The sequence below is a fragment of the Pedobacter riviphilus genome, assembly GCF_014692875.1.
In the GTDB taxonomy this organism is placed as follows: domain Bacteria; phylum Bacteroidota; class Bacteroidia; order Sphingobacteriales; family Sphingobacteriaceae; genus Pedobacter; species Pedobacter riviphilus.
In genome coordinates this window covers 5,050,921-5,071,180 of sequence record NZ_CP061171.1, presented here as the reverse complement: position 1 = coordinate 5,071,180, position 20,260 = coordinate 5,050,921, and the positions used below count along the sequence as shown (strand labels likewise).

The following is a 20,260-nucleotide window of genomic DNA, read 5'->3' as shown; positions in this document are numbered from 1 at the left end:
CGATTTTTTTTAAAAACTCTTATAAGTTTTTAAAAAATTTTAATTTGCGCCCTGCTAAAATTAATTGTGTACCCCCATTTACCTATGGAGAACAAAAGTATATTAATTTACAGAAGATACAGCGTTATTAAAAATGGAATCACAAAAGATTAATAAGGGTGATAGAAACAAAATTTACTTCCTGGTCATCGTTATTGCTGCTTTAATTGGCACAAATGCTTACTTGTTTTTTAAAGACCGACAACAAAGTGAAAGATTTGTTACCGTTAGTGCAGAGAAAGATAAACTACGGCTGGAGGTAGAAAAAATTGAGGTTGAGCTGGATAAGGTTAATGCATTGAACCTTGATTTAAACGATAAACTTGTTGAAGAACAGAAGCTTGCGCGGGTAAAAATTGAAGAACTTAAAACGGCTTTAGAAAAAAACCAGATTACCCAGGGCGAACTCGACAAAGCCAATGCACAAATTAATGACCTGAAAACATTTGTAAAAAATTACAATGATCAGATTATTCAGCTGCAGAAAGACAATATTTTTCTAAAAAATAGTCGCGATAGTTTACAGAACTCCCTTAGAAACATCAGCAATAAGGCATCGAACTTGGAGAACGAAAACTCTAATTTAAATGCAAAAGTTAAAACGGCCGCCGTATTAAAGCTTCAATCGGCGGAAATTATAGCTTTCAGAACAAAATCCAACGGCAAAAAAGTAGAAGTGAGCAAATCATCTACTGCAGAAAAGTTAAGTGTACGTTTTAACGTTGTGCCGAACCAGTTAGCAGAAAAAGGACATCATAACATTTACCTTCGGGTATTCGATCCGGCAGGAAACCTGTTAGCAGACGAAGGAAACCATTTCGAGGCTGATGGACAGGATATGCAGTTCAGCCATTCTATTTTTATTGACTACAATAACGATGACAGCACCTATGTTATCGACTGGGCAAACCCTAAACCATTTATAAAGGGCATATATACCGTAATTTTATATGCTGATGGTAATACCATGGGCAAGGCGCAAGTGGAGCTGAGATAATACCCGCCATCCTTATTAACCAATCTACCTTATTTTTAATTTAAACTAAAGGAAAGTTCAGATAGAACGTTGTTCCTAACCCGCTTATTGAGGTAAACTTAACTGAACCACCGGCATTTTCTACAGCCTGCTTAACAAAGGCTAAACCTAAACCAGTGCCCGATGTTTTTGTAGTGAAGTTCGGTACAAATATTTTATCCTGCAGCACTGGTGGTATGCCTTTTCCATTATCCTTTATTTCTATATATGCATTTTTCGCATCGACATATACAATAATGGTAATGCAGCATAAAGTTTCCTCATCTATAGCTTCTATCGCGTTTTTAAGCAGGTTATTAAACGTTCTTAAAAGCTGATCGTGGTCTGCCATAATTTCGATATCCTTCTCGCTCTTGTTTAGCACATCAATGGTAACGTTTTCTGTGCTTTTAAATACTTCTCTTGCCTGCTCAATAATCGGAAGTAAAGAAAGACGCTCCAGATTGGTATCGGGCATTTTGGCAAAATTCGAAAATTCAGAAGCAATTTTCGAAAGGCTATCAATCTGTTCTATAAATGATTTGCTAAACTTATTAAACTTCAGTTCGAAGTTAGGATCTTTCTCTTTCCACGATTTCTCTAACAACTGAACACCTAGTTTTAAAGGTGTTAGTGGATTCTTGATTTCGTGTGCGACCTGTTTGGCCATTTCGCGCCAGGCACTCTCCCGTTCCGATCTGGCCAGTTTAATTGCACTATCTTCTAGGGCCGCAATCATATGATTATATTCCTTAATTAAAGAACCGATCTCATCATGTCTACGCCATACAATAGGCTCGTTCTTTTGTCCTATTTTCGTTTTACTAATACTATCCTGGATAAAAGTTAAGGGATTGGTAATCTGATTAGCCAAAAATACAGCCAACACCCCAATAGCCACAAATACCAGTGCATAAAGATTAATCAGGTTACTCACAAAAAGCGCCAGTTTATCAGTATATTCTTCTTCGGTAGAGTAATTAGGCAAACCAATATAGGCAATTGTTTTATTTTGAGCATTCCTGATGGGGGCATATGCAGCAGCATAGGTTAAATTACCAATTTTCTCTGCCGGGTTGATAAATTCCGATCGGTGTAAACCACTTAAAGAAAAGAAGGCTGTTGGCCCCATTTTCTTACCGATAATTTTATAATTATAAAGCTTAGGATAGGTCGTCATGATCAGGTTGCCATCCAGGTCATATAAATTTAAATCGGCATTATTGATATCGGCAAAATTGTTAAAATCTGCTGTTGCATTCTCGTCGTTTGCAATTATGCCATTGCTAAAAACCTGCTTCTCAAAATTCTGCTGTACCTTTCTTATTTTATCTTTTAATATAGCATCCTGCTGCCCACGGTACTCAAGATTCATGTAATAGTAGGTTCCCCAACCTACAATAACCAGCGTTGCCACCACCGCCATTACAATTGAAACCTGGATTCTGGTTTTGTACAAGATCTTATTGGCATTGATCATTAAAGACCTGTTGATACTGAACCAGCCCACCTTATCATCATCAAGGTTTTTGATTAACCATATTAAACCATAAAGCAACAAGGAGAAGATGATAAATATCAGGAAGAAAAACGATAGTGCTGCCAAACGTTCTACATAATCTACCTTCTCCTTACTGATTACAACCATTTTGCTATCAGTAGGCTTATAAATTAAATGGCTGTAATGGAGCGAATCGTCACTGGTTGTAATAAAATCATCCTTTTTACCCTTAAATATGCTTCCATCCAAAGGGTAAGTATAATTTCCAGATTGATTAAGCAATTTATTATTGCTATACAAGGCAATAGAATAACCCTTAAAATCTTCGTCTTTGATCAACTTTTGATCACCTAAGAGGTCGGGTAGCCGATTGTTATAATTATACGGCTTTGAGCGGAGTTCGATAACGAGTGTACCTAATAAACTGCCATTATCTACAACCGAGATGATACCAAAGTAATCCTGATAACCAAATGTATTGTTAACCTGATAAAAAAAGTTAGATCCATCAATTTTAACAGAGCCCGCCTCAACCAGGTTTTTGTACTTATCAATCGGTGGTGTATCCGCATTTTCTATTGCAGCGCCCAATTTATTGTAAGGATAGATCTGATAATCGTAGCGGTTTAAATAGCCATCTAAATAATCTTTAATATGATTTTTGAGCACCGAATAACTCCCTTTTCGGTTTTGAGTAAAATAGTTTGTCAGAAAATTATCTTTAACAATTTCATTGCCCAAAGTACCTAAAGCAATAATGGCATTCGGATCTTCAGACGACTGCACTTTTCTGGCCAAAGGCTCCCGCAAACTTCTTTCTTTAATATCTTTATACTTAGTGTACTTAATAGACGTATTAAAAGCCAGGCAGAAAAATACTATGGCAAACATACCGATCGAAAAGTTCTTTTCTTTTAAATAAACAGCCCTTGCCACGATAAATAATACAAGCGCAAAAACGATAAAAAATGCATTAAAATCTACCACTAACTTGTAGATAAAAACACCAGCAAAGCCGATTAAAAAAATAATGACCCGCTCTTTATTGCTTACATTTAATTGACTGCTTACTGTTGCCGAAACAGCGGTTATCAGGTAAATCTGAAACCAGGCCAAACATAAAATTACAATACCCACCCAACTGGTTCCGCTAAGCTTAAGGATATTAACGATATCAAAATTAATTTTTGAGTTAAAAATCAATCCGAAGAAAATATCATCGGTATCCCAAACAATCCGGCCAATTAACACCATTAAGCCTGCCTGAATAACCATCCCGATTATTTTATTCCGCTTAATCCATCCCGGAAATTTATATTGTTCCTTATGGTTATACATAAACAAGAGTAACCAGGTTAGTGCGATTACATTTAACAGAAAATCGCCTAACGAAGGCATCAGGAAATTATCTGCATATATCCTCGGATCAAATAGATCTAAGGTAAACCTGTGGTTGAACCAACCGTAATATAAATCTGTTAACCGAAAGGCTAAAAAGAAAAACAACAGCAAAAAAGTACCCCAGGCAATATGTCCACGCCTGGCAATAAACGAACTTAATGAGTTAAAAAACATGCAGATGCATAACATGCCAGCAACAAACAGCCACAATTGTGTGCCTGAATAATGGGTTTCTGCGTACCCGGGTTTTACTTTAAGGCCGAATAAAAACTTATTATCCAAACTTTTTATTACATACACGTCCTTATCGGTAAAAGATGCAAACGTTAATGTTTTGGTGGTTGATAAAATTGGATCGATATCATTTTTAAAATACTTAGTCTCTTTAAAAGGGTATTGAGATTGAATGGTGATTAAGAAAATAAAACTGAAATTACCCTGGGTACTTTTAATCACTTCGTACCAGCCGTTATAAAAAAACAATACCGAGCTACCTTCTTTTATTGTAGTTGGATCTATTTCGGCAACCTTATAGGTACTCCAAAACTTAAGCTGGTTGCTTTCATAGGTTAATAGGTTTATGCCGCCGTTTTTACGATAGGCATTGATAAAATTTATCGCATTTTGCGGATTGAGGTGAAACTGTTTTGCCTTGGCAACCTGCTGTTTATCGGCCAGAAAACTTTGAACAGATCTTTCTTTAATTGAAAGGTTGTGCTGAATTTCTTGAGCATCATGTTCCAGAAGCTCACTTTTAGTTGTAAACCTGCTTAACGAAATAGAAGTTGCAATGAGACAGCAGCCCAAAACAAGCAATAGAAATCTTATTTTTACACCAAAGCTCATTTTCATCTACGGATAAAGATATTAAATATTGATAAAAAACAACGCCATAAACAATTGAGTTTATGGCGTTGGCACTAATATTCTATTTGAATAAAATTAAGCTATCGCAGCACTACTGGTTTGTACTTCGCGACTTACTTTTTTAACCAATCCCTGCAACACATTACCCGGACCAACTTCTACAAATTCTGTTGCACCATCGGCAAGCATGTTACCCACTGTCTGTGTCCAACGTACAGCACCTGTTAATTGTTTAATTAAATTGGATTTTATTTCTGCCGGATCTGTATATGGCTTAGCATCAACATTTTGATAAACAGGACAAATTGGTGATGCAATATTGGTAGCTTCAATAGCAGCCTGTAATTCGATTTTCGCTGGTTCCATTAAAGGCGAATGGAATGCACCACCTACGTTTAATTTTAAAGCTCTTTTAGCTCCCGCTTCGGTTAATTTAGCACAAGCCAGATCAATACCTTCTATACTGCCCGAAATTACCAATTGCCCTGGGCAGTTGTAATTTGCCGGAACGACTACGGCATCAATTTCAGCGCAGATTTTTTCAACCACATCATCAGCTAAACCTAAAATAGCTGCCATGGTTGATGGCTGTGCCTCACATGCTTTTTGCATGGCATTTGCACGGGCAATAACCAGTTTTAATCCATCTTCGAAGCTTAATGCATTTGCCGCCACTAAAGCCGAAAATTCGCCTAAGGAATGTCCTGCAACCATGTCTGGTTTAAAATCATCGCCTAACACTTTGGCTAAAATAACTGAATGCAAAAAGATTGCTGGTTGGGTTACATTGGTTTGCTTAAGCTCCTCATCTGTTCCACTAAACATAATATCGCTAATGCGGAAACCGATAATTTCATTGGCCTGTTCAAATAATGCTGCAGCTTTGGGATGCTCATAAAGATCTTTACCCATACCTACAAATTGTGCTCCCTGTCCGGGAAAAATATATGCTTTCATTATAATTAGTTTGGCGTATCACGTTTAGTGGCTAGCGTTTTCAATCTATGCCTTACTTGATACCTATTACTGTTTATTTGATACTATTAATCTAAACTGGCGGTAATTAATCTTAAAAACTCAGCCCTCGTTTTATCGTTACTTAAAAAAGTTCCTGTAAAGGCTGATGTTGTGGTTACCGAGTTTTGTTTTTGCACACCACGCATAGACATACATAAGTGCCGGCACTCCATTACCACGGCAACACCCATTGGGCTAAGGGTATTTTGGATACAATCCCTAATTTCGTTCGTTAAACGTTCCTGTACCTGTAAACGGCGGGCAAAGGCATCAACTACACGTGGAATTTTACTTAAACCAACAATGTGCCCATTAGGAATATAAGCGATATGTGCTTTACCGAAGAAAGGCAACATATGGTGTTCGCACATCGAATATACTTCAATATCCTTAACCACAACCATTTGGCTATAATCTTCTTCAAACATGGCCCCCTTCAGAATTTCATCAGGTTTTAAATCGTAACCATGTGTTAAATATTGTAGCGCTTTAGCCACGCGCTCAGGTGTTTTTAGTAAGCCTTCGCGCTCGGGGTTTTCGCCCAACTGGCCAAGAATATCTTTATAATGTGTGGCTACAGCTTCTATTTTATCTTCGTTGTAACGGTCTATTTTTACATAACCGTCTCTCGATTCGCCTTTCAATACGTCTTTATCGCTCATTAATTTAGGTTTTTAACCAAAGTATTCAACAAAATTATTTTCGGTTTCGTATATTTTTACGCAATGTAAAACTGCACCGCTCTCTGCAATCGGAGCCCAAAGTTGTTTCCAGATTTCGATGGCCAGATTTTCAGTTGAAGCCAACTTGCCTTTCATAAAATCTACATCAAGGTTTAAATTTTTATGATCAACTTTATCTACCACATAATCGTTCATTACGTCTTTCAGCCATTTCAGATCAACCAGAAAACCTGTTTCCGGATTCACTTCGCCTTTAACGGTAACATATAACCAATAGTTATGGCCATGCCAGTTGGGGTTGGCACATTTACCATAAACTTCATTGTTTTTATCATCATCCCAATCGGTACGGGCCAATTTGTGCGCCGCATTAAAGGATGCTTTTCTCGTTATGTAAATCATTACTATAAAATAAAATGCAAATATACAGATAAAGGTTCAAGCTTAAAGACTAAAGACCAAAGCTTACATAAAACCTAAAATTTTAATGAAAACAATCTGCTAACTTTACTTTATGAAAACTTTAATTGTTGCTGCTACCAAAGCCGAACTTACCTTCTTTTACCAGCATTTTAATTTACCAGACGGAGATTTTGTTGAAAGTAAAAATTTCGATCTGCTAATTACCGGAGTTGGAATGGTAGCAACAGCCTTTGCCCTGGGCAAACATCTTTCATCTAAATATAACCTTGTGGTAAATTTCGGCATCGCCGGAAGCTTCGACAGGGATATAGCTTTAGGTACAGTGTTAAATATTACGGAAGATACTTTTGCAGAACTGGGCGCCGAAAATGGAGATGAATTTTTAACCATAAACGATTTAGGCTTTGGGGAGAACCATTACACCTCAAAAACACAAAAAAAAATTAACCTACCCATTGCAAAAGGCATAACCGTGAACTGTGTAACGGGAAGCGAAAAAAGCATCAAAAATTTAATCAGGAGGTTAAATCCCACTACCGAAAGTATGGAAGGTGCCGCTGTTTTTTATGCCTGTAAACAGTTAAATATAGCTAGTTTACAGATCAGAAGTATATCTAATTATGTAGAGCCAAGAAATAAAGACAATTGGAAAATTGGTTTGGCCATTAAAAACTTAAACGATTGGGCCATTGCTTTTATTGGAGAAATGAACTGATTATGACCGATTAGTTTATCGCAGTACTTAATTTTGATTTATGAACCCGACACAATTAAAATAACTATTTTAATTGTCAAAGGCTCCATCTAACAACTGAAAACAAAAAATAAATAGATGAAACTTACACTTGGATTTTCTCCCTGCCCTAACGATACATTTATTTTCGATGCACTAATTCACCATAAAATTGATACGGAAGGATTAGAATTTGAAGTTTCTTATGATGATGTAGAAACCTTAAACCAAAAGGCACTTAGGGGCGAATTAGACATTACCAAATTAAGCTTTCATGCTTTTGCTTATGTGGCCAACCAATATGCTTTATTAGATGCCGGTAGTGCCCTGGGCTTTGGTGTTGGCCCGTTATTAATTAGCAAAAATCATTTTGAAGGTTCAGCCGACCCCCAACTCCACACCCCCAACGCTAAACTCAAAATTGGAATACCGGGAAAGTATACTACTGCAAATTTTTTATTGGGAATTGCTTATCCACACTTACAAAATAAACAAGAACTTGTTTTTTCGGAAATCGAATCGGCTTTACTTAACGAGCAGATCGATTTAGGCCTGATTATTCACGAAAACAGGTTTACCTATCAGGATAAGGGGCTAACGAAAATAGTTGATTTAGGCGATTATTGGGAAAAACTAACGGGTTGCGCCATTCCATTAGGCGGAATCGTAATTAACCGTAATTTAGAACACAACCTGCAGTTAAAGGTGAACCGCTTAGTTCGCCAGTCGGTAGAGTTTGCCTTTGCACATCCAAAATCGGGAATCGATTTTATCCGCCAACATGCCCAGGCTATGGAAGAAAGTGTGATGTACAAACACATCGAATTATATGTAAATAAATATAGCATAAACCTTGGCGAAGAAGGCCGTAAAGCGGTAGATACCCTATTTAAACTTGCCCAAGAGCGGAATATCATTCTCGCCATTCAGGAGAACCTGTATATTTAACTATATTTTTACTACCATTCGTCATCCAGAACTTGTTTCAGGATGATGAATCGATCTATTAGCTTACCAACAGCTTATAGCCTTTTCCGTGCACATTAATAATTTCTACTGTCGGATCGGCCCTTAGGTATTTTCGCAACTTACTTAAAAACACATCCATACTTCTTCCATTAAAGTAATTATCATCATGCCAGATACTTAACAGGGCTTCTTCGCGGGTTAAAACGGTATTCTTTTTCAAACACAATAAACGCAACAGCTCGGCTTCTTTGGTAGATAGTTTTTGCTGATTATCGTTATCGGTAATAATCTGCGTAGTATAATCGAAATGATATTGACCGATGGAAAACTGTGTTTCGGCAGCCTCATCATTGTGGTCTGTTTTATTGGCTATGCGTTTAAACATCGCATTAATACGCAGTAGTAACTCTTCTATACGAAAAGGTTTGGTAATATAATCGTCGCCGCCTAAATCATAAGCAGCAGATTTATCTTCTAACATGGTTTTAGCCGTTGCAAAAATAATAGGCACCTGTGTGTTTACCTTTCTAATATCTTTACCCAGGGTAAAACCATCTTTTTTGGGCATCATCACATCTAAAATACATAAATCAAAGTTCTGCTTATTAAATGCTCTCAGTCCATCTTCACCATCGGTGCATAACACTACATCAAACTTGCCTTTTAACTGCAAATAGTCTTGCAACAATAAACCTAAATTTGGGTCGTCTTCTACCAGAAGTATTTTTTTCATTTTCTTGTTTTTATTCACATAAGTGGCATTACCCACATTGAAAGTTTGATCCTGAATATGCATAACGGTTTAATTGATGTTGCAGATTAAATTAATACTCCACTATATTAGTCAAATTAAACCTGTTTTATTTTATTGTATCGATAAGGCAAGCTTTTGTACCGATGTTTAACTGTTTATAAAGGTAAAGATATTTCGAACGTTGTTCCCTTATCTTTTTCGCTACTTACCTTAACCGTTCCATTCAATTTCTTAATAATATCCTGAACATAATTTAAACCCAGGCCAAAACCTTTAACATCGTGCAAATTACCTGTTGGCACCCTATAAAACTGATCGAAAATCCGTTTAGACTGCTCCTTGGTCATCCCAATGCCTTTATCTGCTATTTCGATAATTAAATTCTTGCCGGCATTGCGGGTAGTAATGGTAATCTCTGGCGTATCGCTACTGTATTTATTGGCATTATCAATAAGGTTATAAATTACATTAGACAGATGGAGTTCATCGCCATATACAACGGCATTTTCTGCATCGGTATGTACATTGACAATAGCGTTCCTTTTCTGTAACTGTAATTCCATGCTATCCAGCACAATCACAATCAAATCGTTAACATCTACTTCATTGTTCTCCATTTTAAGCTCGCCTTTTTCTAAACGGGCTATACTTAAAACACGCTCGATATGACTACCCAGGCGAACATTTTCATCATAAATAATCCCCGCCAAGCGTTTTAACCTGGCTTTATCTTCTGTCACTTCCGGATCTTTCAAAGCCTCACTGGCAATCATTATGGTAGCCACAGGGGTTTTAAATTCGTGCGTCATGTTGTTAATGAAATCTGTTTTCATTTCCGACAGTTTTTTCTGCTTCAAAATAGCATACAAGGTATAAGAGAAAATAAAAACAAGTACCAGTAACAAACCGATTGATGAGGCAAGCGTAACACTTAGATTAGCTATAATAGCCGAATTTTTATTCGGAAAACTGACTAAAAGCATCCCGGGATCGCGAAAGATATCGTTTCCAAACAAAGGTGTTTTATAGGTGTTTTCGGGCAAAAACTCTCCTTTAACGTTAGAAGCCATCATAAAAATGGTCGAATCTTTTCTGGCTAACGAAATGCGGTAAGAAGGCACTAATGAAATATTATTAGCAAGGAGTTCCTGCTTTAATAAGCGGTCCAAAGAACTGAAATTAATGCGCTTATAAATTGGCACATTGGTTTCCTGTAATTCTTTAGATACATCCTCAACCACGCTCGATCGGGTGTACGAAAAAGTATCCTTACCCAATGCTGCAATTTTAAGCTCTAATTTTTTCTTCTCAATCTCATCCTCACGCTTAAATTTTTTCTGCAAGTCATTAGGAATTTTAGGAACATTTGCGAAACCAGGGCTACCATCCCGGGGATCAAAAACCAGGTACCTTAATGTATCGGGCAAACTCTGCAGACTTTTAAATTCGAATGCTTTTGGCGGCGCGCTAAAAAGTTTTGTACGCATGCTATAGCCTTTTAAAATAAGGCTCTTAATATCAATAATCGCATCCATCTGCAAATCCAGCTTATCGCCATTTTTCGAACTCAACGAATTATATTCCCGTTCAGAAATCACATTAGGTGCCCGATAAGATACACGGATAATACTATCTTGTTGGTTCAGGTAACTTTCAATCTGGTTTTCCCGCTCGGCTTGCCGCAGCTCTGCCTCTTGTGCATACTGTTGGCGTAAATCCTTAATATCTAAGGCCCGTTGCCTGGAGTCTTGTAACTGCTTTAACTTATTTTCAGCATCTTTCCGGTTTAAGTGATCGGCAACATTTCTACGTTGTATTTTATTTACTACCGATGTTAGCGTTTGGTTTACCTGCTCATCAAAAAGTTGAGATTTTAGTTTATACGATTCCCTGATGTAATACAGCTGCATTACAAAAACACCAAGCAAAGCCACCGTCATTAAAACGGTAATTAACCAAAAACTCTTTTTCTTCATGAACTAGATTGGTTTTAAAGCTAAAAAAACCAGGGCATAATCTTCTTAAATCTAAACAGATATCAAAAATACTGATTAGCTAAGCGAAGTGTTTGTTTTTAACATATTTTAACAGCGCGAATAATTGGAAAGACTTGCGAAGTTCCCTATGCCCTGGCCGGGTAAACTTCAGAAGTCTTGTATGGGCAAAAAAAATGCCGGGGCTAAAGCCTCGGCATGGTTCAAAATTGTTTGCTTAAAAAAGATTCTTTATTTAGAAAGGCAAATCATCATCTTCACCTGGTGCATTGCTTACATCAACCGGAGCTGCATAAGCTGGCGTAGCGGCCGGAGCACCTGCTGCAACTGCATTTATACGCCAAATAACCAAACTGTTAAAATATGATGTTTTACCTGCTTTATCTGTCCAAGGGCGACCACGTAAATTAAAGAAAACCTCAACCTCATCGCCTGCTTTAAATGTATCTAATAATGCAGTTTTATCTTGTAAAGCCTCAAAACGGATATATTCTGGGTATGTTGGATTTTCTGCGTATTCTACTATTAAATCACGTTTTTTAAACGTTTCACTTACTTGTTGTGTGGCACCTACTTCGTGTACTTTTCCTTTAATTTCCATATCTAATACTACTTAATGTACTATAAACATCAAATCTCTATAATTTTATTGATAACTTCGCATATATTATGATGCAAGTTTTCCACAATAAAAGCAAGGTAATTATTACCTGCAACAAGCGCCTTTCGCCTTATTTACAAGAAGAAGTTACGGCTTTAGGTTATACCATCGAGCGGTCTTTTGCTACAGGTGTTGAGCTCAATATTACCCTTACAGAGTGTATTAAGCTAAATTTGAACTTACGCTGTGCCAGTCAGATTCTATATGCCATAAAAAGTTTCAAGGCCATTACGCCTGATGATTTATACAACGAAATTGCAGCTATTGAGTGGGAAGAACTGATCGATTTTTCAGGTTATTTCTCCGTAACCTCAAATGTTGATAACCCCAATATTACCACCCCGCTTTTTGCAAATTTAAAAGTAAAGGATGCCATTGTAGACCGTATGAAAGAGAAAAAAGGCATCCGCCCTAACTCTGGATCGGATGCAAATAAAACGGTAGTGCATTTATACTGGAAAGATGCCGATGCTGATGTTTTTATGGACACTTCTGGCGAAACCCTTGCCAAACACGGTTACCGCAAGATCCCCGGAAAGGCACCCATGTTAGAAGCTTTGGCCGCAGGAGTTATTTTAGCAACCAAGTGGGATAAGAAATCGCCGTTTATTAATCCTATGTGCGGTTCAGGAACACTAGCTATTGAAGCGGCCCTGATTGCCACTAACCGTGCCCCTGGATTATACCGCATGAATTATGGTTTTATGCATATCTTAGGTTATAATGAAGAGGATTTTTTCGCTGAGCGCCGAATTTTAAAAGATCAGGTAATTAAAAATATTGATTTTAAAATTGTAGCTTCCGATCTTTCGGAAGATGCAGTTGAAGTAACCCGTAGAAATGCTAAAACTGCAGGTGTTGATACTTTAATTGAGTTCGAAGTTTGCGATTTTGAATTAACACCCGTTCCTGAAGATGGCAAAGGTGTTGTTGTTTTTAACCCTGAGTATGGCGAACGTTTAGGCGTGCACAGCAAGCTAGAATTGACCTATAAACGCATGGGTGATTTTATGAAAACAAAATGCAAAGGCTATTCTGGATATATTTTCACCGGAAATCCTGATCTTGCTAAAAAAATTGGATTAAAAGCTGCTAAAAAAATTGAATTTTATAATGGTAAGTTAGACTGTCGTTTACTAGAGTATGAATTATATGATGGCTCTCGCCGAGCACCATTAATTGAAGCCTAGTCTTTTTCGTTGAAAATTAATATATTACGCTCTCTTACGTACCATAACGTAAAAAATTTTGAAAAATATGGAATTTGATGATATGGACCACATGCCCGAATGGGAACATTTCAGCCGATTTGGCCGAGATGATGAGGATGAAGAAAATCTATCAAGTGTTGATGCGGAAAAGGTTAGGCTGAAAGTGACCAGGGCTAAAAGCCTTTATAACCAGGCAAGGGCAGTTTACAAATATGCCGCCCTGTTCTGCGAAACACTGGAAGGAGAACTGGCAGAAATGACCGCTAACTTAATTATGCAGAATGCCTTGATGTTATGCCCTAAAATTGTTGGGGCAGAAGGTGCAGATATGTATATTTTAAGAATGGAAAATGCATCTATTATCCGAACCAACTGCCGTGAATTAGAAACCCAGGTAAGAGCAGCAGATATGTTCGAAATCTGCACCCCAGAATATAAAGATATTGTTTTAGACGAAATTGAAAAATTCCGTATTCTCTTTATCGAGTGGGTTAAGTATTTCGAAAAAGACGAATTTGAAGATGATTGGGGGCTATATTAACCCTTAATAGTTAATTTTCATCATTTTTTACCTCCCTCTTTTTGATTTAAATTACACGCTATGTGTTTCTAAATATATCGTAATGCTCCTATCCTTCTCTTCTATTTAAATCACGAAAAAACCCACAAAACACTGACTACCAATCAAAAACAAAACACCTAAACATTTAAGTTGTTTTTTTGTTATAACATTTATACTGTGTTTCGTGTAATTCTAAACGATGTTAAAATTATAATTTAAAATCTGTTGGAGTGAAAGTTTCGTAAGTAATGAAATAACATTAAAAAATTTATCCCTTTTTTATGGAAGATGTATTGGCTTTAAAGACAAAAAGTGTAGCCGGGAATATCAGAAAAATTAGAGAATACAGAGACTATACTCAGGATTATCTGGCAGCTAAATTAAAAATATCTCAAAATGCATACAGTAAAATCGAGCTTGGTTATAGTAAATTAACTATCGACCGTTTATTTCAAATTGCAGCAATTTTAGAGGTTGAAGTATCTCATTTATTAACCCTTAACCACAATGATTTAATTAAAATTATTGCTGATGACGAGAGAAAGGCAACAACGGCGAGTTAATGCTCAAGCGCTGTTGATATCATTTCTTTTACCCTGCAAATAATTCCAATACCTTTGGAATAAATTTAGGACTATGCAGGCTGCCATTCAAAAAACTATCGATTTTGTTAAAAAAACATTAGCTAATGCCGAAGCAGGGCACGATTGGTTTCATATTGAACGTGTTTTTAAAACCGCTCAAACCATTAATCAACAAGAAAATGGTGATGAACTGGTAGTAGCCTTTGCCGCATTGTTGCATGATATTGCTGATCCTAAATTTAATAATGGCGATGAAGAACTGGGACCGAATATGGCTGCTTCATTTTTAGCATCGATAGGTGTTGATGCTGAGGTTATTGCCCACGTTAAACTCATTATCCAGAACATGTCGTTCAAAAATAGTTTTGACGGTGCAGGTTTTACCTCAAAAGAAATGCAAATTGTACAGGATGCAGATCGTTTAGACGCTATCGGGGCCATTGGAATTGCAAGAGCATTTACCTATGGTGGATTCAAAAACAGGGTACTTTACGATCCAGCTATTTTACCCGAAGAACACCTCACTAAAGAAAGTTATAAAAATACTACCGCGCCTACCATTAACCATTTTTACGAAAAACTACTGTTGTTGAAGGACATGATGAATACTGAAGCAGGGAAAGCAATAGCCATAGAAAGACACAATTTTATGCTGTTATACCTGGATCATTTTTATAAAGAATGGGAAGGCAAATAACCCACAAAAAGACTATTATAAAATACCTAATAGTAAGTATTCCGAAACCATGCATTAGGGCTTAACTTTACAAAAATTAATCCTCATGCATCCTTATAAACTAAAATACCATAAAAATAGTGTTTTGTTAATCGCGATGGTTGGCATTCCTGTGTTCTTCATTTCCTTGATGTTGTATTGTCTTTTTAGTTTACCTGCATCGCTTTCCGAAACGTCCACCTTGATATTTGTTTCGCTATCCATTATTTTAATGGCACTTCTTTTATTATGGATTACCAAAACGCAGATTTTTGTACATAGTAAAATTTTAATCAGTGAAAAAGGCATAAGCTTTAAATTAAAAAGCACTTCTTTCTTATACCGGAGAACCGAGTTTTTTTCTGGATGGGAAAACGTAAGCAGTGTAACCGAAATGTTCGATAACCACAATGGAGGTTACTTTTATCAAATTGCATTTAAAAATCCTGATTTCGTGGCAAACTTTAGTCCTCTTAAAAATCACGAAATAGAGGCCGACGGCTTCTTTTCTGAGCTGCAATACTATCAGGAAAGTTATAATATTGCGCACCAACTGCCAATAAGCAGAAAGCTCAATCCTTCGAACAGTTTTTAGTTAACATTATTATTCCAAAATAGAATAGGTTAGGCAAATCTATTTACTAATATTTTTAGTTATTAAACTATCTTTGTTAGTAAATATATCCCTATGTTCGACCGAATCCGTGAAAAATTAAATATTCTTGCTGACGCCGCTAAATATGATGTTTCTTGTTCATCAAGCGGCGGCACGAGAAAAAACACCAATAAAGGCCTTGGCGATAGCCACGCATCGGGCATTTGCCATACCTACACCGAAGATGGCCGATGTGTTTCGCTTTTAAAAATCCTCCTGACTAACCATTGTATCTACGATTGTTTGTTCTGCGTTTCACGCAAAAGCAACGATGTAAAACGTGCGGCCTTTACCGTAGATGAAGTGGTAGAACTGACCATGAATTTTTATCGCCGCAACTATATTGAAGGCTTGTTCTTGAGCTCAGGAATTTTTAAAAATGCCGATTTTACCATGGAACGGCTGTTGTTAGTCGTTAAAAAACTGCGTTTGGAACAGAACTACAACGGCTATATCCATTTAAAAACCATTCCGGGTGCGAGCGATGAACTGATTAAGGAAGCTGGCTTATATGCTGATCGAATGAGTATTAATTTAGAAATGCCAACAGAAGCCGGCTTGAAGCTTTTGGCTCCCGAGAAAAACCACGAGGAAGTAATTAAACCTTTGGCTTTTGTGCAGCAGCAGATTAGCCAATTTACTGCCGATAAAAAACTGATCAAACACGTGCCAACATTTGTACCTGCAGGACAAAGCACACAGATGGTTATTGGCGCCACCCCGGAAAGCGACAAAGATATAATGTACACCGCGAATACCTTTTACAAGAATTTTTCTCTAAAAAGAGTTTATTATTCGGGTTATGTACCCATTAGCAACGACACCAGGATGCCTATACTTGGTACGCAACCTCCATTGCTAAGAGAAAACAGGTTGTATCAAACCGATTGGTTAATGCGGTTTTATGGCTTTAAAGTGCAGGAAATTTTAAACGACGCCAACCCAAATCTTGATATTGATATCGATCCAAAATTAAGCTGGGCAATTAGAAATATGCAGCATTTCCCTGTCGATATTAATACGGCCGATTATAAAATGATTCTCCGGATACCGGGTATCGGCGTAATGTCGGCCCAGAAAATTGTGCAGGCCAGAAAGTTCGGAAAACTCAGGATTGATCAGTTGAAAAAAATCGGCGTAGCTTATAACCGGGCCAAACACTTTATCGTTTGCCTGGATAGCTCCTATCAACTGAAAGATTATCAGGGTACACAGATTAAGGCTTTTATTTTGGCCGAAAGCCGGAGCAAATATTTAAAAACAGATAGCAACCAGATGATTTTGTTTTAAAAACGCTACGATCTAAAAAATAAATCCCAATGACCTACATTTTCGATGGCACTTTTCAAGGTTTATTAACCGCTGTTTTCGAATGGTTTGAACGTAAGCCAGGAAAAGTTGTGCTAAAATCTATTTCAATTTTTCAGCCTGAAGCTTTTGTAGAAAGTTTTACTGTTAGCAGCAACGCAGAAAAAGCAGATCGGGTTTGGGCAGGGCTGCAAAAGAAACTCAAAAAGGATTGGCAACGCAAATACTATTGCTCCTATTTATCAGAAATACCCGAGGCCTACAACCATCTCTTTCAGTTTACCGTATACATTTTTCAAAATCAATTGGGTGCAGAAAGTAATTATGGCAATCCGCATGTAATTGCACTGGCCAAATATGCCAAAAGCGTAGAAAGGGAAAAACACAGAATGGAAGCATTTATCCGTTTTCAAAAAACTGGTGATGGGATATTTTATGCCAATATAGACCCTGATTTTAATGTACTGCCTTTAATATCCAATCATTTTAAAAACCGTTATGCCGATCAGCCTTGGGTAATTTACGATTTAAAGCGCAAATATGGCCTACATTATAATTTAACAAACGTTGAAGAAATTACGATCAGCTTTAGTAAGGGTACAGATAAGCAAAATCTTGCACCAGTTTTAATGGACGAGAGTGAGGCATTGTACGCCACGCTTTGGAAAGATTATTTTAAAAGCGCCAACATTGTTGCACGGAAAAATACCAAACTGCACCTGCAGCATGTACCTAAAAGATATTGGAAATATTTAACAGAGAAAGTTCCCATTTAGCTAACAAGAGTTGAGAACGCTAATAGCATACGGTTAATAAGTTGTCTATGCTGAATATACATACAATAAATCTGGCTAAAAAAACTAAAACTTACTGCCATGCTGACACCCACATCCTCAATTAGCGTGAAAAGTTTGACAGTTTGGTGAAAATTTGTCCCGCTAAACCTCTTGGCATAAAAAGTGTTAATTGTAAGCTTAGTTAAAAACTCAAATCAAAATAAAAAAATAATAAAAGTTATGGCGTTAAACCTTAAACCAATTGCTGGCAGTTCGAACAGAGTAATAGTTGAACCAGCTGCGGCAGAAGAGAAAACTGCATCAGGTTTGTATATCCCTGATACTGCAAAAGAAAAACCATCTAAAGGAACTGTAGTTTCTGTTTCTGAAGAAGATGCTGAAGGTAAAAAAGCGAGTGTAAAAGTTGGTGATGTTGTAATTTATGGTAAATACGGTGGTACCGAATTCCCTTACGAAGGTAAAGATTACTTAATTATGCGCGAAACTGATATTTACGCTGTTGTTGGGTAAAATTAAAATGTTGCAACGTTGTAATGTTGTAATGTTATATAAATCGGAGGGTGAAATGTTTCAACCTTCCAACATTAAAACTTTAAAATATTCTTAAAAATGTCAAAACAAGTAAAATATAACGTAGAAGCACGCGACGCCCTGAAAAGAGGTGTTGATATTCTTGCAAATGCAGTAAAAGTAACTTTAGGTCCGAAAGGCCGTAACGTAATTATCGATAAAAAATTCGGTTCGCCAGCAATTACTAAAGATGGTGTTACCGTTGCAAAAGAAATCGAATTGAAAGATGCCGTTGAGAACATGGGTGCTCAAATGGTTAAAGAAGTAGCTTCAAAAACAGCTGATATTGCTGGTGATGGTACTACTACTGCAACTGTATTGGCTCAGGCAATTATTACTACAGGTATTAAAAACGTTGCTGCTGGTGCAAACCCAATGGATTTAAAACGTGGTATTGATAAAGCAGTTGCTGCTGTTGTAGAAAATTTAAAATCTCAATCACAAGCAGTTGGTGATGATAACAATAAAATTAAACAAGTTGCCTCTATCTCGGCTAACAACGACGAAGTTATCGGTGCTTTAATTGCTGAGGCAATGAGCAAAGTTGGTAAAGATGGTGTAATTACGGTTGAAGAAGCAAAAGGTACTGAAACTGAAGTTAAAACAGTTGAAGGTATGCAATTTGACAGAGGTTATTTATCTCCATATTTTGTGACCAATGCAGATAAAATGGAAGCTGAATTAGATAATCCTTACATTTTAATCTACGACAAAAAAATCAGCAACATGAAAGAATTGTTGCCTGTTTTAGAAAAAACCGTTCAAACTGGTAAACCATTGGTAATCATTTCTGAAGATTTAGATGGTGAAGCTTTAGCTACTCTTGTAGTTAACAAAATCCGTGGTTCATTAAAAGTTGTTGCCGTTAAAGCTCCAGGTTTTGGTGATAGAAGAAAAGCCATGTTAGAAGACATTGCAATTTTAACTGGTGGTGTTGTTATATCTGAAGAAAGAGGTTACAAGTTAGAAAATGCCGATTTAACTTACTTAGGTTCTGCAGAAAAAGTTGTTGTTGACAAAGACAATACAACTGTAATTAACGGCGCTGGTAACTCTGAAGATATTAAATCTCGTGTTAGCCAAATTAAATCTCAGATCGAAACGACTACATCTGATTACGATAAAGAAAAATTACAAGAGCGTTTGGCTAAATTAGCTGGTGGTGTTGCTGTTCTTTACGTAGGTGCAGCTAGCGAGGTTGAAATGAAAGAGAAAAAAGACCGTGTTGATGATGCTTTACATGCAACGCGTGCGGCTGTAGAAGAAGGTATTGTTGCTGGTGGTGGTGTTGCTTTTATCCGTGCGGTTGAAGCTTTAGCGAACTTAAAAGGCGTTAATGAAGATGAAAACACGGGTATCCAGATCATCCGTCGTGCTATCGAAGAGCCATTACGTCAAATTTGCGAAAACGCAGGTATCGAAGGTTCTATCGTAGTTCAAAAAGTTAAAGAAGGTAAAGCAGATTTCGGTTATAATGCACGTACTGATGTTTACGAAAACTTAATTGGTGCTGGAGTTATCGATCCAACTAAAGTAAGCCGTGTAGCATTAGAAAATGCAGCTTCTATTGCTGCGATGTTATTAACTACAGAAGTTGTTTTAGCAGACGAGCCTGAAGAAGGCGGTGCTCCAATGCCTCCAATGGGCGGCGGCGGTATGGGTGGTATGATGTAATACCATCTTATAGCGAAACGATTTCGTGTAAAAATATTCCCTCAAGGCTTAATGCCCTGAGGGTTTTTTTATGCCCTATTGCTATCAAAAACGAAGCTTTATCAATTCTATAACCCATTCATTTAGT

At 37.1% G+C, this 20,260-nt stretch carries 20 protein-coding genes; 12 read left to right on the top strand and 8 right to left on the bottom strand.

The window, feature by feature from the left end; all coding sequences use genetic code 11:
• The first annotated feature begins 133 nt into the window (after positions 1–133).
• A complete protein-coding gene (locus H9N25_RS20890; protein ID WP_167296025.1) occupies positions 134–1,036 on the top strand; it encodes a coiled-coil domain-containing protein in 903 nt (300 codons plus the stop codon).
• 40 nt (positions 1,037–1,076) lie between these two features.
• Here the strand turns inward: H9N25_RS20890 and H9N25_RS20885 are convergent, their stop codons facing one another.
• The 4 genes from H9N25_RS20885 to H9N25_RS20870 all read right to left on the bottom strand — a co-directional run bounded on the left by H9N25_RS20885 (position 1,077) and on the right by H9N25_RS20870 (position 6,925).
• Positions 1,077–4,808, bottom strand: a complete 3,732-nt coding sequence (locus H9N25_RS20885) for a sensor histidine kinase (RefSeq protein ID WP_190327109.1) — start codon at positions 4,806–4,808, stop codon at positions 1,077–1,079.
• 90 nt (positions 4,809–4,898) lie between these two features.
• Positions 4,899–5,780 (bottom strand): ACP S-malonyltransferase, encoded by an 882-nt coding sequence (fabD, locus tag H9N25_RS20880; RefSeq protein ID WP_190327108.1) that lies wholly within the window; start codon positions 5,778–5,780, stop codon positions 4,899–4,901.
• Positions 5,781–5,866: 86 nt separating this feature from the next.
• Positions 5,867–6,502 (bottom strand): GTP cyclohydrolase I FolE, encoded by a 636-nt coding sequence (gene folE / locus H9N25_RS20875; protein ID WP_108197170.1) that lies wholly within the window; start codon positions 6,500–6,502, stop codon positions 5,867–5,869.
• A 12-nt stretch (positions 6,503–6,514) separates the two neighbouring features.
• Positions 6,515–6,925, bottom strand: coding sequence for a 6-pyruvoyl trahydropterin synthase family protein (locus H9N25_RS20870; protein ID WP_029274209.1), 411 nt, complete (start codon positions 6,923–6,925; stop codon positions 6,515–6,517).
• Positions 6,926–7,037: 112 nt separating this feature from the next.
• Here H9N25_RS20870 and mqnB point away from each other — a divergent pair, with 112 nt between their 5' ends.
• A complete protein-coding gene (gene mqnB, locus H9N25_RS20865; RefSeq protein ID WP_190327107.1) occupies positions 7,038–7,661 on the top strand; it encodes a futalosine hydrolase in 624 nt (207 codons plus the stop codon).
• A 117-nt stretch (positions 7,662–7,778) separates the two neighbouring features.
• Positions 7,779–8,627 carry a menaquinone biosynthesis family protein gene (locus H9N25_RS20860; protein ID WP_190327106.1) on the top strand — a complete coding sequence of 283 codons (849 nt, stop codon included), beginning with the start codon at positions 7,779–7,781 and terminating at the stop codon, positions 8,625–8,627.
• 58 nt (positions 8,628–8,685) lie between these two features.
• Here the strand turns inward: H9N25_RS20860 and H9N25_RS20855 are convergent, their stop codons facing one another.
• The 3 genes from H9N25_RS20855 to H9N25_RS20845 all read right to left on the bottom strand — a co-directional run bounded on the left by H9N25_RS20855 (position 8,686) and on the right by H9N25_RS20845 (position 11,997).
• The gene (locus H9N25_RS20855) at positions 8,686–9,381 is read right to left on the bottom strand and encodes a response regulator transcription factor (protein ID WP_167296021.1); all 696 of its coding nucleotides are present in this window, start codon (positions 9,379–9,381) and stop codon (positions 8,686–8,688) included.
• A 176-nt stretch (positions 9,382–9,557) separates the two neighbouring features.
• Positions 9,558–11,378, bottom strand: coding sequence for a sensor histidine kinase (locus H9N25_RS20850; RefSeq protein WP_190327105.1), 1,821 nt, complete (start codon positions 11,376–11,378; stop codon positions 9,558–9,560).
• Between the two features lie 253 nt (positions 11,379–11,631).
• Positions 11,632–11,997, bottom strand: a complete 366-nt coding sequence (locus H9N25_RS20845; RefSeq protein WP_057933226.1) for a DUF3127 domain-containing protein — start codon at positions 11,995–11,997, stop codon at positions 11,632–11,634.
• A gap of 71 nt (positions 11,998–12,068) precedes the next feature.
• On the opposite strand from H9N25_RS20845, the gene H9N25_RS20840 reads away from it, so the two are divergent.
• The 4 genes from H9N25_RS20840 (at position 12,069) to H9N25_RS20825 (ending at position 15,111) form a co-directional block, all read left to right on the top strand.
• Positions 12,069–13,247: a THUMP domain-containing class I SAM-dependent RNA methyltransferase gene (locus H9N25_RS20840; protein WP_190329196.1), complete on the top strand. Its 1,179-nt coding sequence runs from the start codon at positions 12,069–12,071 to the stop codon at positions 13,245–13,247.
• A 67-nt stretch (positions 13,248–13,314) separates the two neighbouring features.
• Positions 13,315–13,809: a hypothetical protein gene (locus H9N25_RS20835; protein ID WP_167296019.1), complete on the top strand. Its 495-nt coding sequence runs from the start codon at positions 13,315–13,317 to the stop codon at positions 13,807–13,809.
• 302 nt (positions 13,810–14,111) lie between these two features.
• Positions 14,112–14,393, top strand: a complete 282-nt coding sequence (locus H9N25_RS20830; protein WP_190327104.1) for a helix-turn-helix domain-containing protein — start codon at positions 14,112–14,114, stop codon at positions 14,391–14,393.
• 73 nt (positions 14,394–14,466) lie between these two features.
• A complete protein-coding gene (locus tag H9N25_RS20825) occupies positions 14,467–15,111 on the top strand; it encodes an HD domain-containing protein (RefSeq protein WP_190327103.1) in 645 nt (214 codons plus the stop codon).
• Between the two features lie 93 nt (positions 15,112–15,204).
• Here the strand turns inward: H9N25_RS20825 and H9N25_RS20820 are convergent, their stop codons facing one another.
• Complete coding sequence (locus H9N25_RS20820; protein WP_167296016.1) at positions 15,205–15,354, bottom strand: hypothetical protein; 150 nt, start codon at positions 15,352–15,354, stop codon at positions 15,205–15,207.
• Between the two features lie 7 nt (positions 15,355–15,361).
• Between H9N25_RS20820 and H9N25_RS20815 the strand changes: the two genes are divergently transcribed.
• The 5 genes from H9N25_RS20815 to groL all read left to right on the top strand — a co-directional run bounded on the left by H9N25_RS20815 (position 15,362) and on the right by groL (position 20,133).
• Positions 15,362–15,724 carry a hypothetical protein gene (locus tag H9N25_RS20815; protein WP_167296015.1) on the top strand — a complete coding sequence of 121 codons (363 nt, stop codon included), beginning with the start codon at positions 15,362–15,364 and terminating at the stop codon, positions 15,722–15,724.
• Between the two features lie 93 nt (positions 15,725–15,817).
• On the top strand, positions 15,818–17,074 hold the full coding sequence (locus H9N25_RS20810) for a putative DNA modification/repair radical SAM protein (RefSeq protein ID WP_190327102.1): 1,257 nt from the start codon (positions 15,818–15,820) through the stop codon (positions 17,072–17,074).
• 29 nt (positions 17,075–17,103) lie between these two features.
• Positions 17,104–17,868 (top strand): TIGR03915 family putative DNA repair protein, encoded by a 765-nt coding sequence (locus H9N25_RS20805; protein ID WP_190327101.1) that lies wholly within the window; start codon positions 17,104–17,106, stop codon positions 17,866–17,868.
• 240 nt (positions 17,869–18,108) lie between these two features.
• On the top strand, positions 18,109–18,399 hold the full coding sequence (locus H9N25_RS20800; protein ID WP_010599229.1) for a co-chaperone GroES: 291 nt from the start codon (positions 18,109–18,111) through the stop codon (positions 18,397–18,399).
• A gap of 99 nt (positions 18,400–18,498) precedes the next feature.
• Positions 18,499–20,133 (top strand): chaperonin GroEL, encoded by a 1,635-nt coding sequence (gene groL / locus H9N25_RS20795; protein ID WP_167296012.1) that lies wholly within the window; start codon positions 18,499–18,501, stop codon positions 20,131–20,133.
• Positions 20,134–20,260 lie beyond the last annotated feature (127 nt).